The following is a 16018-nucleotide window of genomic DNA, read 5'->3' on the forward strand; positions in this document are numbered from 1 at the left end:
TATTAAATCTTTAATGAATTTTGTCATTGGATAACCAAATTAAATAGATTATGATTTTTGAACAAAGCTGGCGTTGGTATGGTCCTAACGATCCGGTAAAACTAGCTACGATAAAACAGGCAGGAGCGCATGGTGTGGTGACTGCTTTACACCAAATTCCTGTTGGTGAAATCTGGACAAAGGAAGCTATTAAAGAACGTATTTCTCAGATCGAAGAAAGCAATCGATTGCACAGTTTTAAATTGCATTGGAATGTGGTGGAAAGCTTACCTGTACATGAATTTATAAAGCAGGGAAGACCTGAAAGAGATCAGCTGATCGAGAACTACAAAGAGAGCATTAAAAATTTAGCGGCTTGCGGTGTTAAAACCATCTGTTATAATTTTATGCCTATTCTCGACTGGTTAAGAACAAACGTTCGATATGAGTTGGAAGATGGTAGTACCGCCTTGCTTCACGAGATGATCGATGTAGTGATTTTTGATGTCTATATGTTGCAACGTGAAGATGCTGAAAAATCGTATTCAGATGATATGTTGATGCAGGCCAAAGCAAAATATGAAAGTCTTTCAGATCAGGAAATTGCTGTTTTAAAGCAAAGTTTATTAATGGCATTGCCCGGTGATAAAGATGGTTTTACCATTGAAAAATTAAAAAAGGGACTGCAACAGTATGATGGTATTTCAAGAGAACAATTACAGGAAAATCTGATTTATTTTCTAACGGAAGTAATTCCTGTGGCTGAGGAATTAGACGTTGTATTGGCGATTCATCCTGATGATCCACCATGGCCTGTTTTTGGGCTGCCCAGAATTGTGAGCACGGCTGAAGATCTAAAATTTATTTTTGAAGCGGTTCCTTCAGTTCATAACGGACTTACTTTTTGTAGCGGTAGTTTAGGCGCTTCCGAAGAAAATAAGTTAACCGATATTATTGAAACCTGGTATAACCGAATTCATTTTGTGCATTTGCGTTCTGTAAATCGGGTAGCTCCTTATCACTTTTATGAAGCCAATCATTTAGAAGGAAGTGCTGAAATGTATCATTTGATCCGAAAATTCTATGAATGTCAGCAAACAGATCATAGGGTTTTACCAATGCGACCAGACCATGGTCATGAAATGATGGACGATCAGGGGAAACCTTATTATCCGGGATATTCGGCTATTGGTCGTTTGCGCGGATTGGCAGAATTACGCGGATTAGAATTTGGAATTATAAATTCATTGAAATAAAAATATGTTTGAATTAAATGGAAAAGTGGCCATTGTTACCGGCGGAAACGGAGTTTTAGGCGGGGCAATAGCACACGGACTATCAAAAAATGGTGCTAAAGTAGCTGTTTTAGGTAGAACCAAAGAAACAGTAGAAAGCCGAGTTAAAGAGATAAAAGATAAAGGCGGCGAGGCTTTAGCCGTAGTAGCCGATGTATTGGATAAAGAAAGCCTTACGACGGCCAAAGATACGATATTAGATCAATGGGGAAGTATTGATATTTTGGTAAACGCTGCCGGTGGAAACAAAAAAGGAGCAGTAATTACACCAGATCAGGAGTTTTTTGATCTTTCTCTGGAAGCTTTAGATGGAGTTAATCAGCTTAATTTTAATGGTACCGTTTTACCAACTTTGGTTTTTGCCAAAGAAATGGTAAAGCAGAAAAAGGGAAGTGTAATCAATATATCCTCGATGGCGGCTCAAAAAACCATTACAAGGGTGATGGGCTATTCAGCTTCAAAAGCTGCAATCGATAATTTTACCAAATGGCTTGCCGTAGAATTAAATCATAAATACGGAGAAGGACTTCGTGTAAATGCCATTGCACCGGGATTTTTTGTAGGGGAACAAAATCGTGACCTGCTTTTAAATCAAGATGGATCTTTAACCAGTAGAGGACAAAAGATTGTAGATAATACCCCTATGGCCAGATTTGGGGAGCCCGAGGAATTACAGGGTGCCGCGATTTGGTTAGCAAGTGAGGCTTCAGCTTTTGTAACCGGTATTGTGATTCCCGTTGATGGTGGTTTTAGTGCATTTGGAGGGATTTAATTCCAATTTTCGCTATTCCGAATAATATTTTTCCCAACCAGTTCCTAAATAAAAACCAGGATGGGGCGGCTGATTATAGCCAACATTTTGCCAGGCAATGCTTAAACGGTATTGCCTGTCTTGCATTAAAGTAGGTAGTTTTATATCTGTAGGAATTGTGGTGGAATACACCCGTAGTTCCCGATTGTCTTTAGAAGGAAGAATTAATTCTTCGCGCCAGTCTCCCAAAATATCTCCAGAAAGGCTAGGAGTCGCTTTAGACCAATTGTTAGATCTAGTACCTTCAGCATTAAAAATCATTCCTTTTCCGTATTTGGTAATGTGTGTTCCGTCTAGCAATTCACGTGTAGCATCGCCATCCCACCAGATGAGAAAATTAGTTTCTCTTGGAGCGCTACCCATTTTATGTCCTTTGATATCATATAAATTTCGATCGCCAAGCCACCACATTTGCGCCCCGATTCTTGTAGTATCGATATTAGCCGCAACACCGCGTCCTACATCCCTGTTAGGAGCGGCTTTAAATAAAACACTACCGTCAATTGCTTTTCTTAAAGTGACACCCGGCCCTGTAGTATGTTCTTCAATTTCGTGAACCCCAAAAACTTCCAATCCTGGTATTTCAGGATCTAAATCGCTTACGTGCAAGGCATCACCATGCCGAAACCCTGTTGTATATAAACCGGTGCCATCATCATCCACCGTCATCGCCCCAAAGATAATTTCATCTTTTCCATCGTTATCTACATCGGCTACAGAAAGTCCGTGATTTCCCTGTCCCGAATATGGATTTTTACCATTTTCGGTATCAAATACCCATCGAGAAGTAATTTCTCCGTTTTGAAAATCGAAAGCGGCTAAGACGGATCGGCCATAATAACCACGGCACATTACGAAACTCGGATGTTTTCCGTCTAAATAGGCAACAGCAGCAGTGAAGCGGTCAACACGATTTCCATTTCGGTCGTTACCACCATTACCACCTTTGCCTCCCCAGCCGCCAATATTGCCACGAGGCGGAATATAATCTACCGTAGCCAAGGCTTTGCCGGTGGTTCCTTCAAAAGCGCTTAGGTATTCAGGTCCGTTTAAAATTTTGCCATAAGTTTTAGAGTTTTCATACAAACTACGCCAGTCTTTGGTAGCATCTCCAATGATTTTTCCTTGACCATCCTGGGTGCCATCAGCAGTCTTACAAACCAGTTCCGCTTTGCCGTCTCCGTCAAAATCATAGACCAGAAATTGCGTATAATGGGCACCTTCCCGAATATTCTTTCCTAAATTGATTTCCCAAAGTAAAGTTCCGTCCATTTTATACGCTTGCAAAATCGGCGGATCCGTTAATCCGGTATGCGAATTATCGTAACCACGACCAGTTTGATGTAATACGATTTCATATTGTCCGTCTCCATCTAAATCACCTACTGAAGCATCGTTAGGAGAATAACCTTCAGGTGTTTGTAACGGAATAGAAAAATAGGGTTTTGCCTTGCTATTTGCCAAAACAGTGAAGCTTCCGTCTTCTTTTTTCTCTTTTGAATCTAGAATACTTTTTACAAACCAGGTATTATCTTTTTCAGGTTGAAAAGTAGTATCGATAAACCAGGTTTTTGAAGTAATGGGGGCCGAATTTAATTTTACCGATTTGCCGTTGGTGGTTCGGTATACATTAAACCCCAAATTTGCTGCATCTTCTTTAAAAGCCCGCCAGCTAATAAAAACTTCCTTCTCTTTATTTTTTATAGCTACGATTCCACGATCTAATTTTTCTAGTTGTTGACTTATGGCAAGTAGCGGAAATATAAATTGGATAAAAAGGCTAAGTAGGGATTTTCGGAAATGCATAGGCCTATAATCTTTTTGTCATTGATATTTGAGACTTTCGTCATTCCGGACCTGCCCGTCCGGCAGGCGGGCTTGATCCGGAATCTAAAACAGCGATTAAGAAAGTTGATTCACCAGAATGAGACCCTGAATCGAGTTCAGGGTGACGCATCTAGTATAAATACCAGAGACATATTTTTTAATTTTTCTTCTCTTCCGGCAAATAAATATAATCGCGGATGTACGCATTTCTAATTTGTTCCAGGCTTTCAGCGACCGTTAAAGCATTAACTTCAGCACCTTCTTTATTGGTATGTGTATGATCTTTGGGGAAGTAAGCTTTTACTTTATCTTTGCCTAGCTGCTCGTATTTCACGGCAACCGAATCGTTTAAATCCACAAAAATAGCTTCCGTTTCCTGAGCGACCTGCTTCGCCAATCCAGCATAATCGTCATCATTGCGCTCTACTTTTTCTCCGTGCCAGATGTTTCTGGGTACCATACTCAGCACAATAGGAGTAGCCCCTTTTTCACGTGTCTCTTCGATATATTTTTTCATATACCAACCATAAGTATGCACCACTTCTGTACTGTCGTTGCCAAAATCGACCACCTGCGTTTCATCGCCCATTCCGCGGATAGAACCTCGGTATTTAGGCTGATCGATATGTCCGCCGTCATTATGCCCAAATTGCATTAACACAAAATCCCCTTCGCTGAGTGAATCCTTCACTGCATCCCACAAACCTTCACCTCTAAACGTACGGCTGCTGCGACCACCTCGCGCTTTATTATGAATCCGAACTCGGGTCGTATCAAAATATTTTTCAAAAACCACGCCCCAACCCGTAAGGCTATCGTTGCCGTTATTGGCCACCGTAGAATCACCGATTAGAAAAATATCTTTCTTCTCCGGTAAATGCGTGATTGGATGTTCAAGCAAATAAGACTTTAAATCATTGTCACTTTCCGCTAAACCTTCAGCGATTAAGCTTGCCGAAAGTATAGCGCCACGTGCAGAAGTATGCGTATGATCACGTTTGTAAAAATACGTGCCCGTTACTTTTTCTTCCCCCATAGGATTCAGCGTGTTCACCATTTTTTCATTCAAATTGATAAACGTAACCCCTTCCTCTTCGGCTACCTGTTTTGCCCAACCGCCATACGACTCGTCGTTTCTGGAAAGTTTACCATCCGTCCACACATTCCGCGGAATAGGGGACATCACAATCGGGATAGCCCCTTTTTCTTTCGCCTCTTTAATAACTTTTCGCAAATACCAACCGTACGAATGTACCACCTCGTGCTCGCCCGTAAGCATATTGTCAATTTCTTCACTTTCGTCGCCCACGCCTTTAATCGTGCCGCGTGCCCGAAAATCATCATTAATAGGTCCGTTGTCGTTATGGCCAAACTGAAGCAGCACAAAATCACCCTTTTTCAGGCTATCTTTTACCGGTTCCCACAAACCTTTGCTCTGGAAAGTCCGGCTACTCGTACCACCCAACGCGTGATTTTCGATATTCACTTGGGTCGTATCCAGCAACTGATCCATATAATCACCCCAGCCCCAAAGTCCGCCATCACCTTTGCCACTGCCGTTTTTCACCGTCGAATCCCCAATGATGTACACTGTAGGTTTGCCTGCTGGTTGTCGTTCACAGCTGATGATGCTGATAAAGAGCGCTAAAGCCGTTAATAATTTGATCGTTTTCATTTTTTAGTTGATGTTTTTTGGGCGCATCCATCCCGATAGCTATCGGGAGGTCGGGCTGTTCGCTATATCTTTTTTTGCCTCTTGTTCAAGCAAAAAAAGGATGCCGCTGCCATCCCTTGCGCAGTTGGTTTATGTTACTTAGATGCTAGACCGCTTCGCTACTAGAGGTTAGAATCTAGATTATTTTCCAGACCTCACAGGTTTCCAAAACCTGTGAGGTCTTTAGTTTTTTCGTCATCATCTTGATTCTTGTCTCTTGCTTCTTTAATTTATATTCTATTATCTATTATCTATTTTCTATATTCTAACTTCAATTCCCGCTTTGGCTTCGATACAATTGCTCCTTTGTCGCAATCACTCAGCCGCCGCTAAGGTGAAGTTCAAGGTTAAAAAGTTGTTTTTTTATTTTATAGTTTTTTCGTCATTCCGTGCCTGCCTGCCGGCGAGGCAGGCCTGACACGGAATCTCATCACCTTATTATCTGGATGAGATCCCGGATCAATTCCGATAGCTATCGGAACAGGATGAGGTTCGTCTTGTTTCCTGATTCTTATCTCTTGCTTCTTTAATCGATATTCTATTTTCCAACTACTATTTTCCTCATTCCCGCTTTGGCTTCGATACAATTGCTCCTTTGTCGCAATCACTCAGCCGCCGCTAAGGTGAAGTTCAAGGTTAAAAAGTTGTTTTTTTATTTTATAGTTTTTTCGTCATTCCGTGCCTGCCTGCCGGCGAGGTAGGCCTGACACGGAATCTCATCACCTTATTATCTGGATGAGATCCCGGATCAATTCCGATAGCTATCGGAACAGGATGACGTTGTCTTGCTTCTCTAATTTTAAATCTAATATCTAAAATCTCATATCTAACTACTTAATTCTACTCTCCAAAACTCCTAAAATCAAACCACAACTTCATCGAAATTCCATCATCGCCACTTTTGATTCTTATGTTGGTGGGCTGACTGCTGGGGCCTTGTTGCGAAAGGGGTTTAAAAGCGTGCATTCCTGGGATTTCGTACATAAACGAAATATTACCTTCCGGGAAACTTGGGTGTGCTTTGGCGTTGGAAATAGTGTTTTTAGGTTCATCGGGCGTGAATAAGCGTAAAAACAATTCATCAGATTCGCTAAAAATGCGAAAGCTTTTATCTTTCGCTTTTAGTCTTCCGGCGATAAAATTCGCGTGATAACCTTTAAATTCAGGATAAATCAGGTTTTCGAAACTTTCCCCGGTAATGGTGTTGTTGTAGTCTTTATCCCAAACATTGTATTCCACGCCATCCAGGCGGTTTTTCCAAACGCGGTACGGCCCTTTTCCAAACCATTTGAAACCTTCTACAATCTCTTCCGGGAAATCAAACGTGAGCCCGAATTTGCTGATTTCTCCCTGAAAAAAAGCACCGTCAAAACCACTGTTTCTGCCCGCATTTTTTAGCATAATCGCTTCCATATGTATTCTTCCGTCGTGGGTAATCGTCCATTTAATGGTATGGATTCCGCCGTTGTAAAAAACGGTAGCGATGGCATTTTCCTTGTTGTTTTTAATTTCGACTTTTTCGACTTCGGCTTTCATTCCGATAGGTCTCGGGCCGTTGACAAACGGAATTTCCCTTTTGGCGTTGGTGATATTGGTAATTTCCCCGCTCGTTTTATCTAACGTAAGACTCACCTCGCCACCTTTTAGGATAACCGAATTTCCATTTTCTGTCACGCTTGCTTTAGTTCCTTTTTCTTTCAGCATAAATTTATCGGTAAGCGCATCGGCGTGATGAATTTTCCAGGTCCAGGTATAAATTTCCCTTCCGTGTTTGTCGGTTGCCGTAATTTCCACCCAATCACCTTCAAAGAAATTTTCTTTCACCGGCATTTTCAACTTACGCATTTCACCTGGTTGAATGTCTGGTACTTCAAAATTGCCTTTATCAATCGTTTTTACTTCCGTATTGGCATACAGGAAATTTTCCGGGGCTTGCTGCACTTTATAAGTGATGTTGCATTCATTTAAATTGGTAAATAAATAGGTGTTTTCCACTAAAAACTCTCCGTTGAAAGTTTCCGTGATTTGTAAAGGTTGAAATTGTAACGGCGCCCAAATTTCTTTCACCGCATAGAAACTGCCTTCTTTTTCGCGGTGTGGTCCCAAAGCGCCATCGGGCGCTAAATTTCCTTTAGAATCATATTTTTGTTCGCCCGTCCAATCGGTTCTTAGCACGGCTTCATCGCTAAATACCCAAAGAAAACTTCCGGCAAAAAGCGGACTTTCACTGTAATGTTCCCAAAAATCCCGTAATCCGGAACCGATTCCGTTATCATAAGTTCCGTGCATTGTTTCGGTAGGGAAGAAGACATTTTCGCCACTTCCAAAACGATGGACTCCAGTTTGAAAAGTAGGATAGTGGTGGGTATCCCAACCGTTAAAGTCGGCCCAGGGATGAATCACGATTCGGTTTTGCGGATCGTATTTTGCAAAATCATCATCCAATTCGTAATTCCAGCCGCCTTCATTGCCCTGATTCCAAATGATGACCGAAGGATGATTTACATCGCGCTGCACCATTTCCTTTACCAGTTTTTGTCCGGTTTCAGTATCATAACCATTTTGCCAACCCGCTAATTCATCTAAAACAAAAAGCCCCAACGAATCGCAGGCTTCCAGAAAATGGGTGTCTGGCGGATAGTGAAAACGCACGGCATTCATATTCATAGCTTTGATGAGGTTGGCATCCATCACGCTGATGCGCTTGCTGGTACTTCGCCCGGATTCTGGCCAAAAAGTATGGCGGTTGATGCCTTTCATTTTAATTTTTTTGCCGTTCACGTAAATTCCGTCCCGCTTGCGGAACTCCAGCGTTCTAAATCCTATTCGTTTTTTGATGGAATGTAAGGTTTCCCCGTTTTTTTTTAGATCGAATTGTACCCAATACAAGTTGGGATCTTCTGGAGTCCAGGGCTTGATGTTTTTAAAATGAACCGAAATTTGTTGTTTTTCGGGCTGGTGATCGAGTTCTTTTTTGAAGCTTTTAAAGGTGGAAGTGGAAGCGCCATCTGCAATGAGGGAGACTTCAACTTCTGCATTTTTAGGAAGATTTTCAAAGGCTAGATCGGCAGTTAAATTTCCATTTGCTTTGGCATCGATAGCGACGTGTTGAATATTGGTTGCTGGTAAAATATCCAGCCAAACGGGGCGATAAATTCCGCCAAATAACCACCAGTCGGTATAACGTTCGGCACGATTTACGTTATGATTTTCTGAATGTTTCCAAACGTGAACTTCGAGTAGATTTTTTTCATCGTAGCGGATCAAATCTGAAATATCGTAGCTGAATTCATAAAATCCGCCCTGATGTTTTTCACCGGCCAATGTTCCGTTGATCTTCACTTCCGTATCGGTCATCGCGCCCCCAAAATTGATGATTACCTGCTGATTTTCATATTCCTGCGGAACTTCGAATTCGTATGTATAAAAACCTTCTTCTTTGCTGGGTTCTTCCTGATTCAATTCTTTGTACCAACGCCCGTAAGTGTAGGTTCCAAAGCCTTCGGTTTCCCATTGAGATGGAACGCCGATTTTAGCCCATTCCCCGGCATTTTGGCCTTCAGTGACTTTAAAATTCCATTCTTTTTGATGCTCAAAATCGGGACCGGAAAGCATTACTTTTTGGGTTTCCTGAGCGGAAATATTCCGAAGAAAAAAGGCACAGAAGAGGAAGAGTATAAGTTTTAGTTTGATCATTGTTGTTTAATTTCCATAAGGTTTTATGCTTTCAAAACGTGGACTCCGCGGAATTGTCCAGCTAGAAAGTTGATTCGGTTTTTTAGGATCGTATTCCGGTAGCTTCGTTTTAAAACAGTCTTGAAGCGACACATTTTTCTGAATAGTTTCCTGAATAAAAGCCAGGCAAATTTCGTTGGCGCCAAAATTGCTGAAATGTGTATTATCTTCCAATTTTTCGGTTTGTCCCGGGAAGGTGTTGGCGGGATACTGCACAAAAGCTTTTCGGGAAATTTCTTCGCCCCAACTTTCATACATTTTAGTGGTGGCTACGGTTAAATCGATTAGCGGAACTTCCATTTTTTCAGCAACTTTTCGCATCGCATCGTGAAAATCGCCGTGCGTAGGCTGAAGTTTTCCATTTTTAAAGGCTCTACGTTGTGTAGGTGTCGCCAGAATAGGAATACCACCTTTGGCTCGGGCGGTTTCAATAAATTCGGTTAGAAGGTTGGTGTACAATCCGTAAGCGCCGTTGCCTTCGCCTTTAATTTTCTCGTCATTATGCCCAAATTCGATAATGAGGTAATCATTTTTTTTCAGTAAGGATAAGATTTTCTCCAGCCGTTTTCGGGCTTTAAACGAGGATAAAGAAGCACCGGAAGCCGCGTAATTGGCGACTACCGCCTGCTGATTAACATACAACGGAAGCATTTGTCCCCACGAGGCCCAAGGTTCTAGATCCTGATTGGTAACGGTGGAATCTCCGGCTAAAAATATGGTGGTTAAATCGTCTGCCGGAGTGATCGTTATTTTTTGAACGGCGGGATTTCCCAGAAATTCTAATGTTAGTTTTTGATCCCAATCCAAATCACCCAATTCTCGTGATTTTAAATTGACTTTTGCTGAGGTGTTGACAATTTCCTGATGATGTAAATGCACATTAAAACGAATGGTTTTGGTTTGGTTGGCTTCGACTTTTTCCTGCGCCAGCATTAACCTTCTGGATTCTGCTTTGAGAGTGGTTTCAGAAGGATTTTTACCGCCTAAAACCACGTCGATTTGGTAATTTCCTTCAGGAAGTTGTACCGAAAAATAAACCGAAGTATCGGCCACAAAGCCTTGCTTCTCAAAATTCACCTGCGAATCGGAATTAAAATCGAAACCGTAGCCAAGATCTTTAGAATAGGCTTTATTCTCTGTGAAATTGATGTCTGCGTCATGCGTTTTTGAAAATGAAATCGATTGAGCAAAAGCTGATGTTGCAAATAGGAAAAGAACAAGGCTACACCCTAATTTTGATTTCATTTTTGGTTATTTAAATTTTCGGAGCTACTAAATTATAAATTAAGATTTTGAATGGTATCCTGTACTATGATGATATATTAGCTATTTCATGTAGAATACTGATTTTAACATCTTTGATTTTGGAGAATTATCTGGATTAGTTTCCATAATATCAGCCATATAATCCCACCATTTTTTCATGATCTGATGCTCTGGAAGTTGAGCTTCAGTTGAATTTTCGCTTAGATTTTGTATACCTATAAGATCCAGGTTTTCTTCGTCTAAAAAGATGTGGTATTCAGAAATTCCAGCTTCTTTAAGAAGTTGAGAAAGTTCTGGCCAAATTTCATCGTGTCTTTTTTTATATTCCGCTTCAAAGCCTGGTTTCAATTTCATTTTAAAAGCTACTGTTTTCATTTTCGCTTTGGTTTTAAATCTAAACGAACAGGTTGATCTCTGTCGCAGGTTATTTTTCCGTTCTCATAGTTTAATTCGGCCATCTGAATAGCGCTGCGTCTTGTACGATATTCATCTATACCTTTATTATCCGGAGTTCTTTCGGGGTGCGTAAAATAGAAGATATAAGCTTTACCATCCTGAACAATAACATCTGCATGGCCACCTTTTACTTTATCGTCTTTGCCAGTACCGGGTTTTTCCAGAATTCGTTCTTCTTGTTTTTTCCAGTTTATAAGATCATCAGATTTGAAAATGCTTAAACCATTCCACGAATCAATAATCATCCAGTTGGTATCTTTCCACTGAAAAATTACGGCGCCTTCTCCGCGAGTGCTCACTACTTTTTTACCGCTATCTTCCCAGTGATATAAATCTTTACTATCTGCATAATAGATCGATTTATTATCATTTTCATTATTATAATACATTCTAAAAGTGCCGTCTTGCATTTCGAAAACATAGGCATCGATACAGCGTTCTGAAGATAAATCAAGATTAGATTGATAGGTCCAGTCTTTTAGATTTTTAGAAGTGTAATGCGAAATATATCTTGGGTGGTACCAATCTTCAAAAACTCCTGGAACAATCGTTACATACATGTGATAAGTCCCGTCGTGATAAATTACATCTGGCGCCCAAAAAGTTAAGCCGTTTTGATCTTGTGGCTGGCCTTCGAAATTAGCGGTGCCTTCGTATGTCCAGTCTCTACCATTTTTAGATGTCGCATAGCCAATTTTAGTGCCATGAACCCAGGAAACACCAGGCAGCGAATCTGCTTTGGCTCGGCGATTGGTATAAAACATCACGTATTTTTTGGATTCGCGATTGAATATAATTACAGGGTCTGCAGCGCCATCCTGAACAGGATCTCGAAATAGCGGTTTTTCGGCTATATTTTTTTGGGCAAAAATTGATGTTGAAATGCCCAAAATCAATAAAAAGAGTAGTTTTTTATACATTTTTAATCTTTAAGAGATTAGTTATTATGTCGTTACCATTAAGTTTTATTTGTATTGATTATCCGTAATTTGTAATAATTCATTGTTTTCGTCATTCCGGACCTGCCAGCCGGCGAGGCAGGTTCAGGGTGACCACATCCCGCTTTTGATTTATTGCGGAGTTTCAATTATTTCAAAGGCACATTTACTTGTTTAGCGTCTTTACTGAATTCATTTTCGAGTTTTTTCTTCAGTTTTTCTGCAATTTCAGGTTCACTTTGGATAAGATTAGCGGTTTCTGAAGGATCTTCTTCAATATTATATAATTCGAATTCAGTCTCTGAATTTAAATGTCTTGTTCTAATCAATTTCCATGGTTTTTCTATAAAGCTTTCCTGTAAATGCCCACGCACATAAATATTATGATCTGTATGTTCCTGATTTTGGAGGTTTTTAAGGATACTTTTTCCTTCAACCTGTGGCGGAATTTCAGCATGTGCCAGTTCTAAAAAAGTGGGCATTAAATCGATAATGCTGGTGTAATTTTCTATTTTTTCCGGAGCGAATTTTTGATGCCACGATATAATTGCCGGTACCCGTATCGCACCGTCATAATTACTTTTTTTGAAATCACGAAGCGGTACATTACTCCCTAATTTATCGTTTGGGCCATATTTACCGTCATATTGCTCGTTTGGAAACCAATTTTCCTGCGCGCCATTATCGCTTAAAAATAAAATGATGGTATTTTCTTTTAAATTCAACTGCTCTAATTGCTTCAACACTTTTCCAATAGCGTCATCTAAATGAGACATCGCAGCAGCATAATCTCTTCTGCTTTCATTTTCGATAAAATCGTACTTATTTTTCCACTTTTCTGGTTCTTGTAACGGCACATGTGGTGCACTATATGCCAATTGTAAAAAGAAATTTTGTGAGTTGTTCTCACTTAGCCAATTTATAGCCTCCTTTGTAATTAGATCTGTGGCGTGACCTTCTTCCTTGATGAGTTGTCCCTGGCGATGCCAACTGGGATCACCATTTTTGTAGTGATGCGAATACTGGTCGATTTGCCCATGTAAAAAACCATAAGAATAATCAAAACCGTAGGCTTTTGGACCGCTCTCTGGTTTTAAACCTAAGTGCCATTTTCCCATTAAAGCAGTTTTGTAGCCTACTTTTTTTAAGGCTTGGGGAAGGGTGATTAAGCTATCGGGTAAGGTTTTTTCACTTCGCCCGCTAATTGGTGCAACAATGCCCATTCGGCTGGCGTGCATCCCGGTTAGGAAACTGGCACGAGATGGCGAACAGGTGGGATGCACATAAAATCGGTTAAGCTGAATTCCGTTTTTAGCGAGCTTATCGATATTTGGTGTTTTAATTTCTGAACCGTGAAAACTCATATCGTTCCATCCCGCATCATCAGCGATAATCACTACAAAATTCGGCGTTTTTTGATCTTGATTTTCTTCAGTTTTTGCTGAAGTTTTTTCTTTACAACTCGTGGCTGAAGAAATAACTGCCAATAAAATAAGAATGATATTTTTAGTTGAAAGCTTCATTAGTTAGAGAGTTCTAAAACTACTTTTTTGTTCCCCGGAATTTTAAAACTGGAGATCTTTTCTTCGGAAGAATTTTCAGCTTTTACGTTTTTTCCATTCAAAGTAGCCTGACTGAAGTTTCCATGTATTTTCACCTGGTAATTTCTATTGTTGATCTTGTAATTCCCTTCAGGAATATTGATGCTTATTTTTGTTGCATTTGGATTAGATTCTAATTCAATTTTAGTCAGACTAAAACTTCCATTTTGGTAATCGAGACTTTTACCGTCGTCATCATAAAGCTGAAATTCAGCATCTACACCGGGATACACATCGAGTATAATGGTTTCAATGTCTTTTTCGCCAACAAATTGTTGTACTTCCTGTGAAGGAATAATAGCGCCGCTTTTTATGAAAATCGGCATTTCTTCAATAGGGCAAAGCACATTTAGATATTGTTTTCCTGTAAAAATTTCGCCCGTCCAATAATTTGTCCATTCGCCCTCGGGAAGATATACCACTTGGGTTTGTGCGCCCTTAGTGGTCACCGGGCAGATCATCATCGAATCTCCAAAAAGATATTGATCGGTAATTTCGTAAACATTAGGATCGTTCTGATAATCCAGTACCAAAGCACGCATTAATGGCATCCCAGTTTTGTGATTTTGGTAAGCGGTGCTATAGATATACGGAATTAAGCTATATCGAAAATCGTCGTATTGCTTAAAGATTTTTTGTGCTTCTTCACCGTAATTCCAGGGTTCTTTATAATTGGGATGTTCCATGCCAAAAAGATGAGCGATGGGGCTAAAAAATCCAAACTGGCACCATCTTATATAAAGTTCTGGATCGGCTACATGTTCAAATCCGCCCATGTTATGGCTCCAGTAACCAACACCAGACATCCCGATATTCAATCCTGCTTTAATCACCGGTTCAAAATATTGCCACTCACTTGGCCAGTCTCCCGCCCAGATAAATGGATATCGCTGAATCCCGGCATAACCTTCGCGGGTATGGTTCATCCCTCTAATCTCGTTGTATTCCTGATATTTTGTGAAAGGCGCTTTGGCATAGGCTACAGGGAAAATATTATGAAGGGATTTAATTTCTTCACCCTGTGGCCCGGTTTTCTCACTCTCGTTCGCTTTTCTTCCAAAGGCGCTTCCTTCATCGGTTTTAAAAAACATGGCACCCTGTTCAGCCACACGCATAGCACCATTTTCCCACCACCAGTTTACGGCATCTTCATCAAAAAAGTTTACAAATTCTCCGCTGTTATTAGGTTCAGGATATACGTAACCGGCTTCTCTGGCTTCGTCTAACAAACGTAGTTTTTTACCATTATCAAAGCGTGGGCGTACGTGCAAACCAACGGCATTTAGATTTAATGCGTAAAGACTATCAAACATTTGTTCTGTATTTATAAACGTTTCACGCCACTCAAAAGTTGTCGCTCCGCTACCGCCATTTTCGCCAAACATTCGCCAGGTAGAATCTAAATGAAGTACATCTACAGGAATGTGGAATTTCCTGAATTTTTCAACCAAACTAATGGGATAATTGGCAGAGGTGTGTTCTTCGTGTCCCCAGGTTCCGCCGCTATAAGTCCCTACATGCAATCCCATGGCAAATTTTGGCAGCATGGGAGATTTACCGGTAATTGAGGTGTAATGGTCTAAAATTTTAGGAAAATCTGGCCCGTACATAAAGTAATAATCTACTTCAGGATCTTCAGAAGAGAAAGAATAAACTTCAGGATCTGTTTTTCCCATATCCCAATCTGACGGATAGCTGGTATGATAAAAAATTCCGTAGCCTTTGGTACTCATAAAAAATGGAACAGGGGAGTAGTTGGCTTCTAAAACATTGTAAGCACCAATAATGTGAGGTTTCCCGATACCGCGACCAACTTCCAGGTGTACAGATTTTCCGCGTCTATCCAGAAAATCCATACGTTCTCCAAAACCGAAAAAGTGTTCTTCTGGTTGTAATTTTTTAGAAACTTTAGTTATTGCTTCTGAAGAGGAATTTGGAGTGGTGAGGTCTTCTGAAAGCAAGTTTCCCTGTAGATCAAAAATCGATAGTTTAACTGGAAATTTTTGAATTTCCAGTTTAATAGTTGAGGTGGTGTAACTTAATTTTTTTGGAGTTTCTTCTTTTTTGAAATCTACTTTATCCCAATTATAGCGAGTTACCATATATGGCTCGTTTGCTTTAAAATCTTTGGTTTTAGAAGATCTAATTCTTAGGATGGAAGGCGTACAAAACTCAATTTTCAGGTTAGCTTGTGAAGTTTTAATAGTTAACGTATTGTCTTTGGTATCAATTCTTTCAACTATGTCGCTTTGTGCATTCAGCAGGAAGCCTCCTGAAAATAAAAGAATAAAGAAAATGGACCAATCTTGACGTTTTAAGTATAAATTTTTCATGTAGAAAAGTTATAATTTCAGCTTTTCACTGCTTAGGATTAAAATAGCGATAAGGCCTTTTTG

General features: G+C 40.2%; 11 protein-coding genes. 2 read left to right on the forward strand and 9 right to left on the reverse strand.

Going from position 1 to position 16018, the window contains the following annotated elements; translation table 11 throughout:
- Nucleotides 1-50: 50 nt before the first annotated feature.
- A complete protein-coding gene (gene uxuA / locus L1967_RS04170) occupies nt 51-1235 on the forward strand; it encodes a mannonate dehydratase (protein WP_249600464.1) in 1185 nt (394 codons plus the stop codon).
- Between the two features lie 4 nt (nt 1236-1239).
- Nucleotides 1240-2046 (forward strand): SDR family oxidoreductase, encoded by an 807-nt coding sequence (locus L1967_RS04175; RefSeq protein ID WP_249600465.1) that lies wholly within the window; start codon nt 1240-1242, stop codon nt 2044-2046.
- Between the two features lie 12 nt (nt 2047-2058).
- Here L1967_RS04175 and L1967_RS04180 read toward each other — a convergent pair whose 3' ends face one another.
- The 9 genes from L1967_RS04180 to L1967_RS04220 all read right to left on the reverse strand — a co-directional run bounded on the left by L1967_RS04180 (nt 2059) and on the right by L1967_RS04220 (nt 15955).
- Nucleotides 2059-3891: a rhamnogalacturonan lyase gene (locus L1967_RS04180; protein WP_249600466.1), complete on the reverse strand. Its 1833-nt coding sequence runs from the start codon at nt 3889-3891 to the stop codon at nt 2059-2061.
- Between the two features lie 178 nt (nt 3892-4069).
- The gene (locus L1967_RS04185) at nt 4070-5587 is read right to left on the reverse strand and encodes a rhamnogalacturonan acetylesterase (protein ID WP_249600467.1); all 1518 of its coding nucleotides are present in this window, start codon (nt 5585-5587) and stop codon (nt 4070-4072) included.
- Between the two features lie 407 nt (nt 5588-5994).
- Nucleotides 5995-6234: a hypothetical protein gene (locus L1967_RS04190; protein ID WP_249600468.1), complete on the reverse strand. Its 240-nt coding sequence runs from the start codon at nt 6232-6234 to the stop codon at nt 5995-5997.
- A 232-nt stretch (nt 6235-6466) separates the two neighbouring features.
- Nucleotides 6467-9322, reverse strand: coding sequence for a glycoside hydrolase family 2 TIM barrel-domain containing protein (locus L1967_RS04195; RefSeq protein WP_249600469.1), 2856 nt, complete (start codon nt 9320-9322; stop codon nt 6467-6469).
- Nucleotides 9323-9328: 6 nt separating this feature from the next.
- A complete protein-coding gene (locus L1967_RS04200) occupies nt 9329-10606 on the reverse strand; it encodes a rhamnogalacturonan acetylesterase (protein ID WP_249600470.1) in 1278 nt (425 codons plus the stop codon).
- 81 nt (nt 10607-10687) lie between these two features.
- Complete coding sequence (rhaM, locus tag L1967_RS04205) at nt 10688-11002, reverse strand: L-rhamnose mutarotase (protein WP_249600471.1); 315 nt, start codon at nt 11000-11002, stop codon at nt 10688-10690.
- Nucleotides 10999-12003, reverse strand: a complete 1005-nt coding sequence (locus tag L1967_RS04210; RefSeq protein WP_249600472.1) for a family 43 glycosylhydrolase — start codon at nt 12001-12003, stop codon at nt 10999-11001. Before L1967_RS04210 ends, rhaM begins: the two co-directional genes overlap by 4 nt.
- A gap of 167 nt (nt 12004-12170) precedes the next feature.
- Nucleotides 12171-13544 (reverse strand): sulfatase-like hydrolase/transferase, encoded by a 1374-nt coding sequence (locus L1967_RS04215; RefSeq protein ID WP_249600473.1) that lies wholly within the window; start codon nt 13542-13544, stop codon nt 12171-12173.
- Nucleotides 13544-15955, reverse strand: coding sequence for a glycoside hydrolase family 31 protein (locus tag L1967_RS04220; protein WP_249600474.1), 2412 nt, complete (start codon nt 15953-15955; stop codon nt 13544-13546). The genes L1967_RS04215 and L1967_RS04220 overlap by 1 nt, the downstream gene beginning before the upstream one ends.
- Nucleotides 15956-16018 lie beyond the last annotated feature (63 nt).

It is taken from the genome of Zunongwangia pacifica (assembly GCF_023499215.1).
GTDB lineage: Bacteria > Bacteroidota > Bacteroidia > Flavobacteriales > Flavobacteriaceae > Zunongwangia > Zunongwangia pacifica.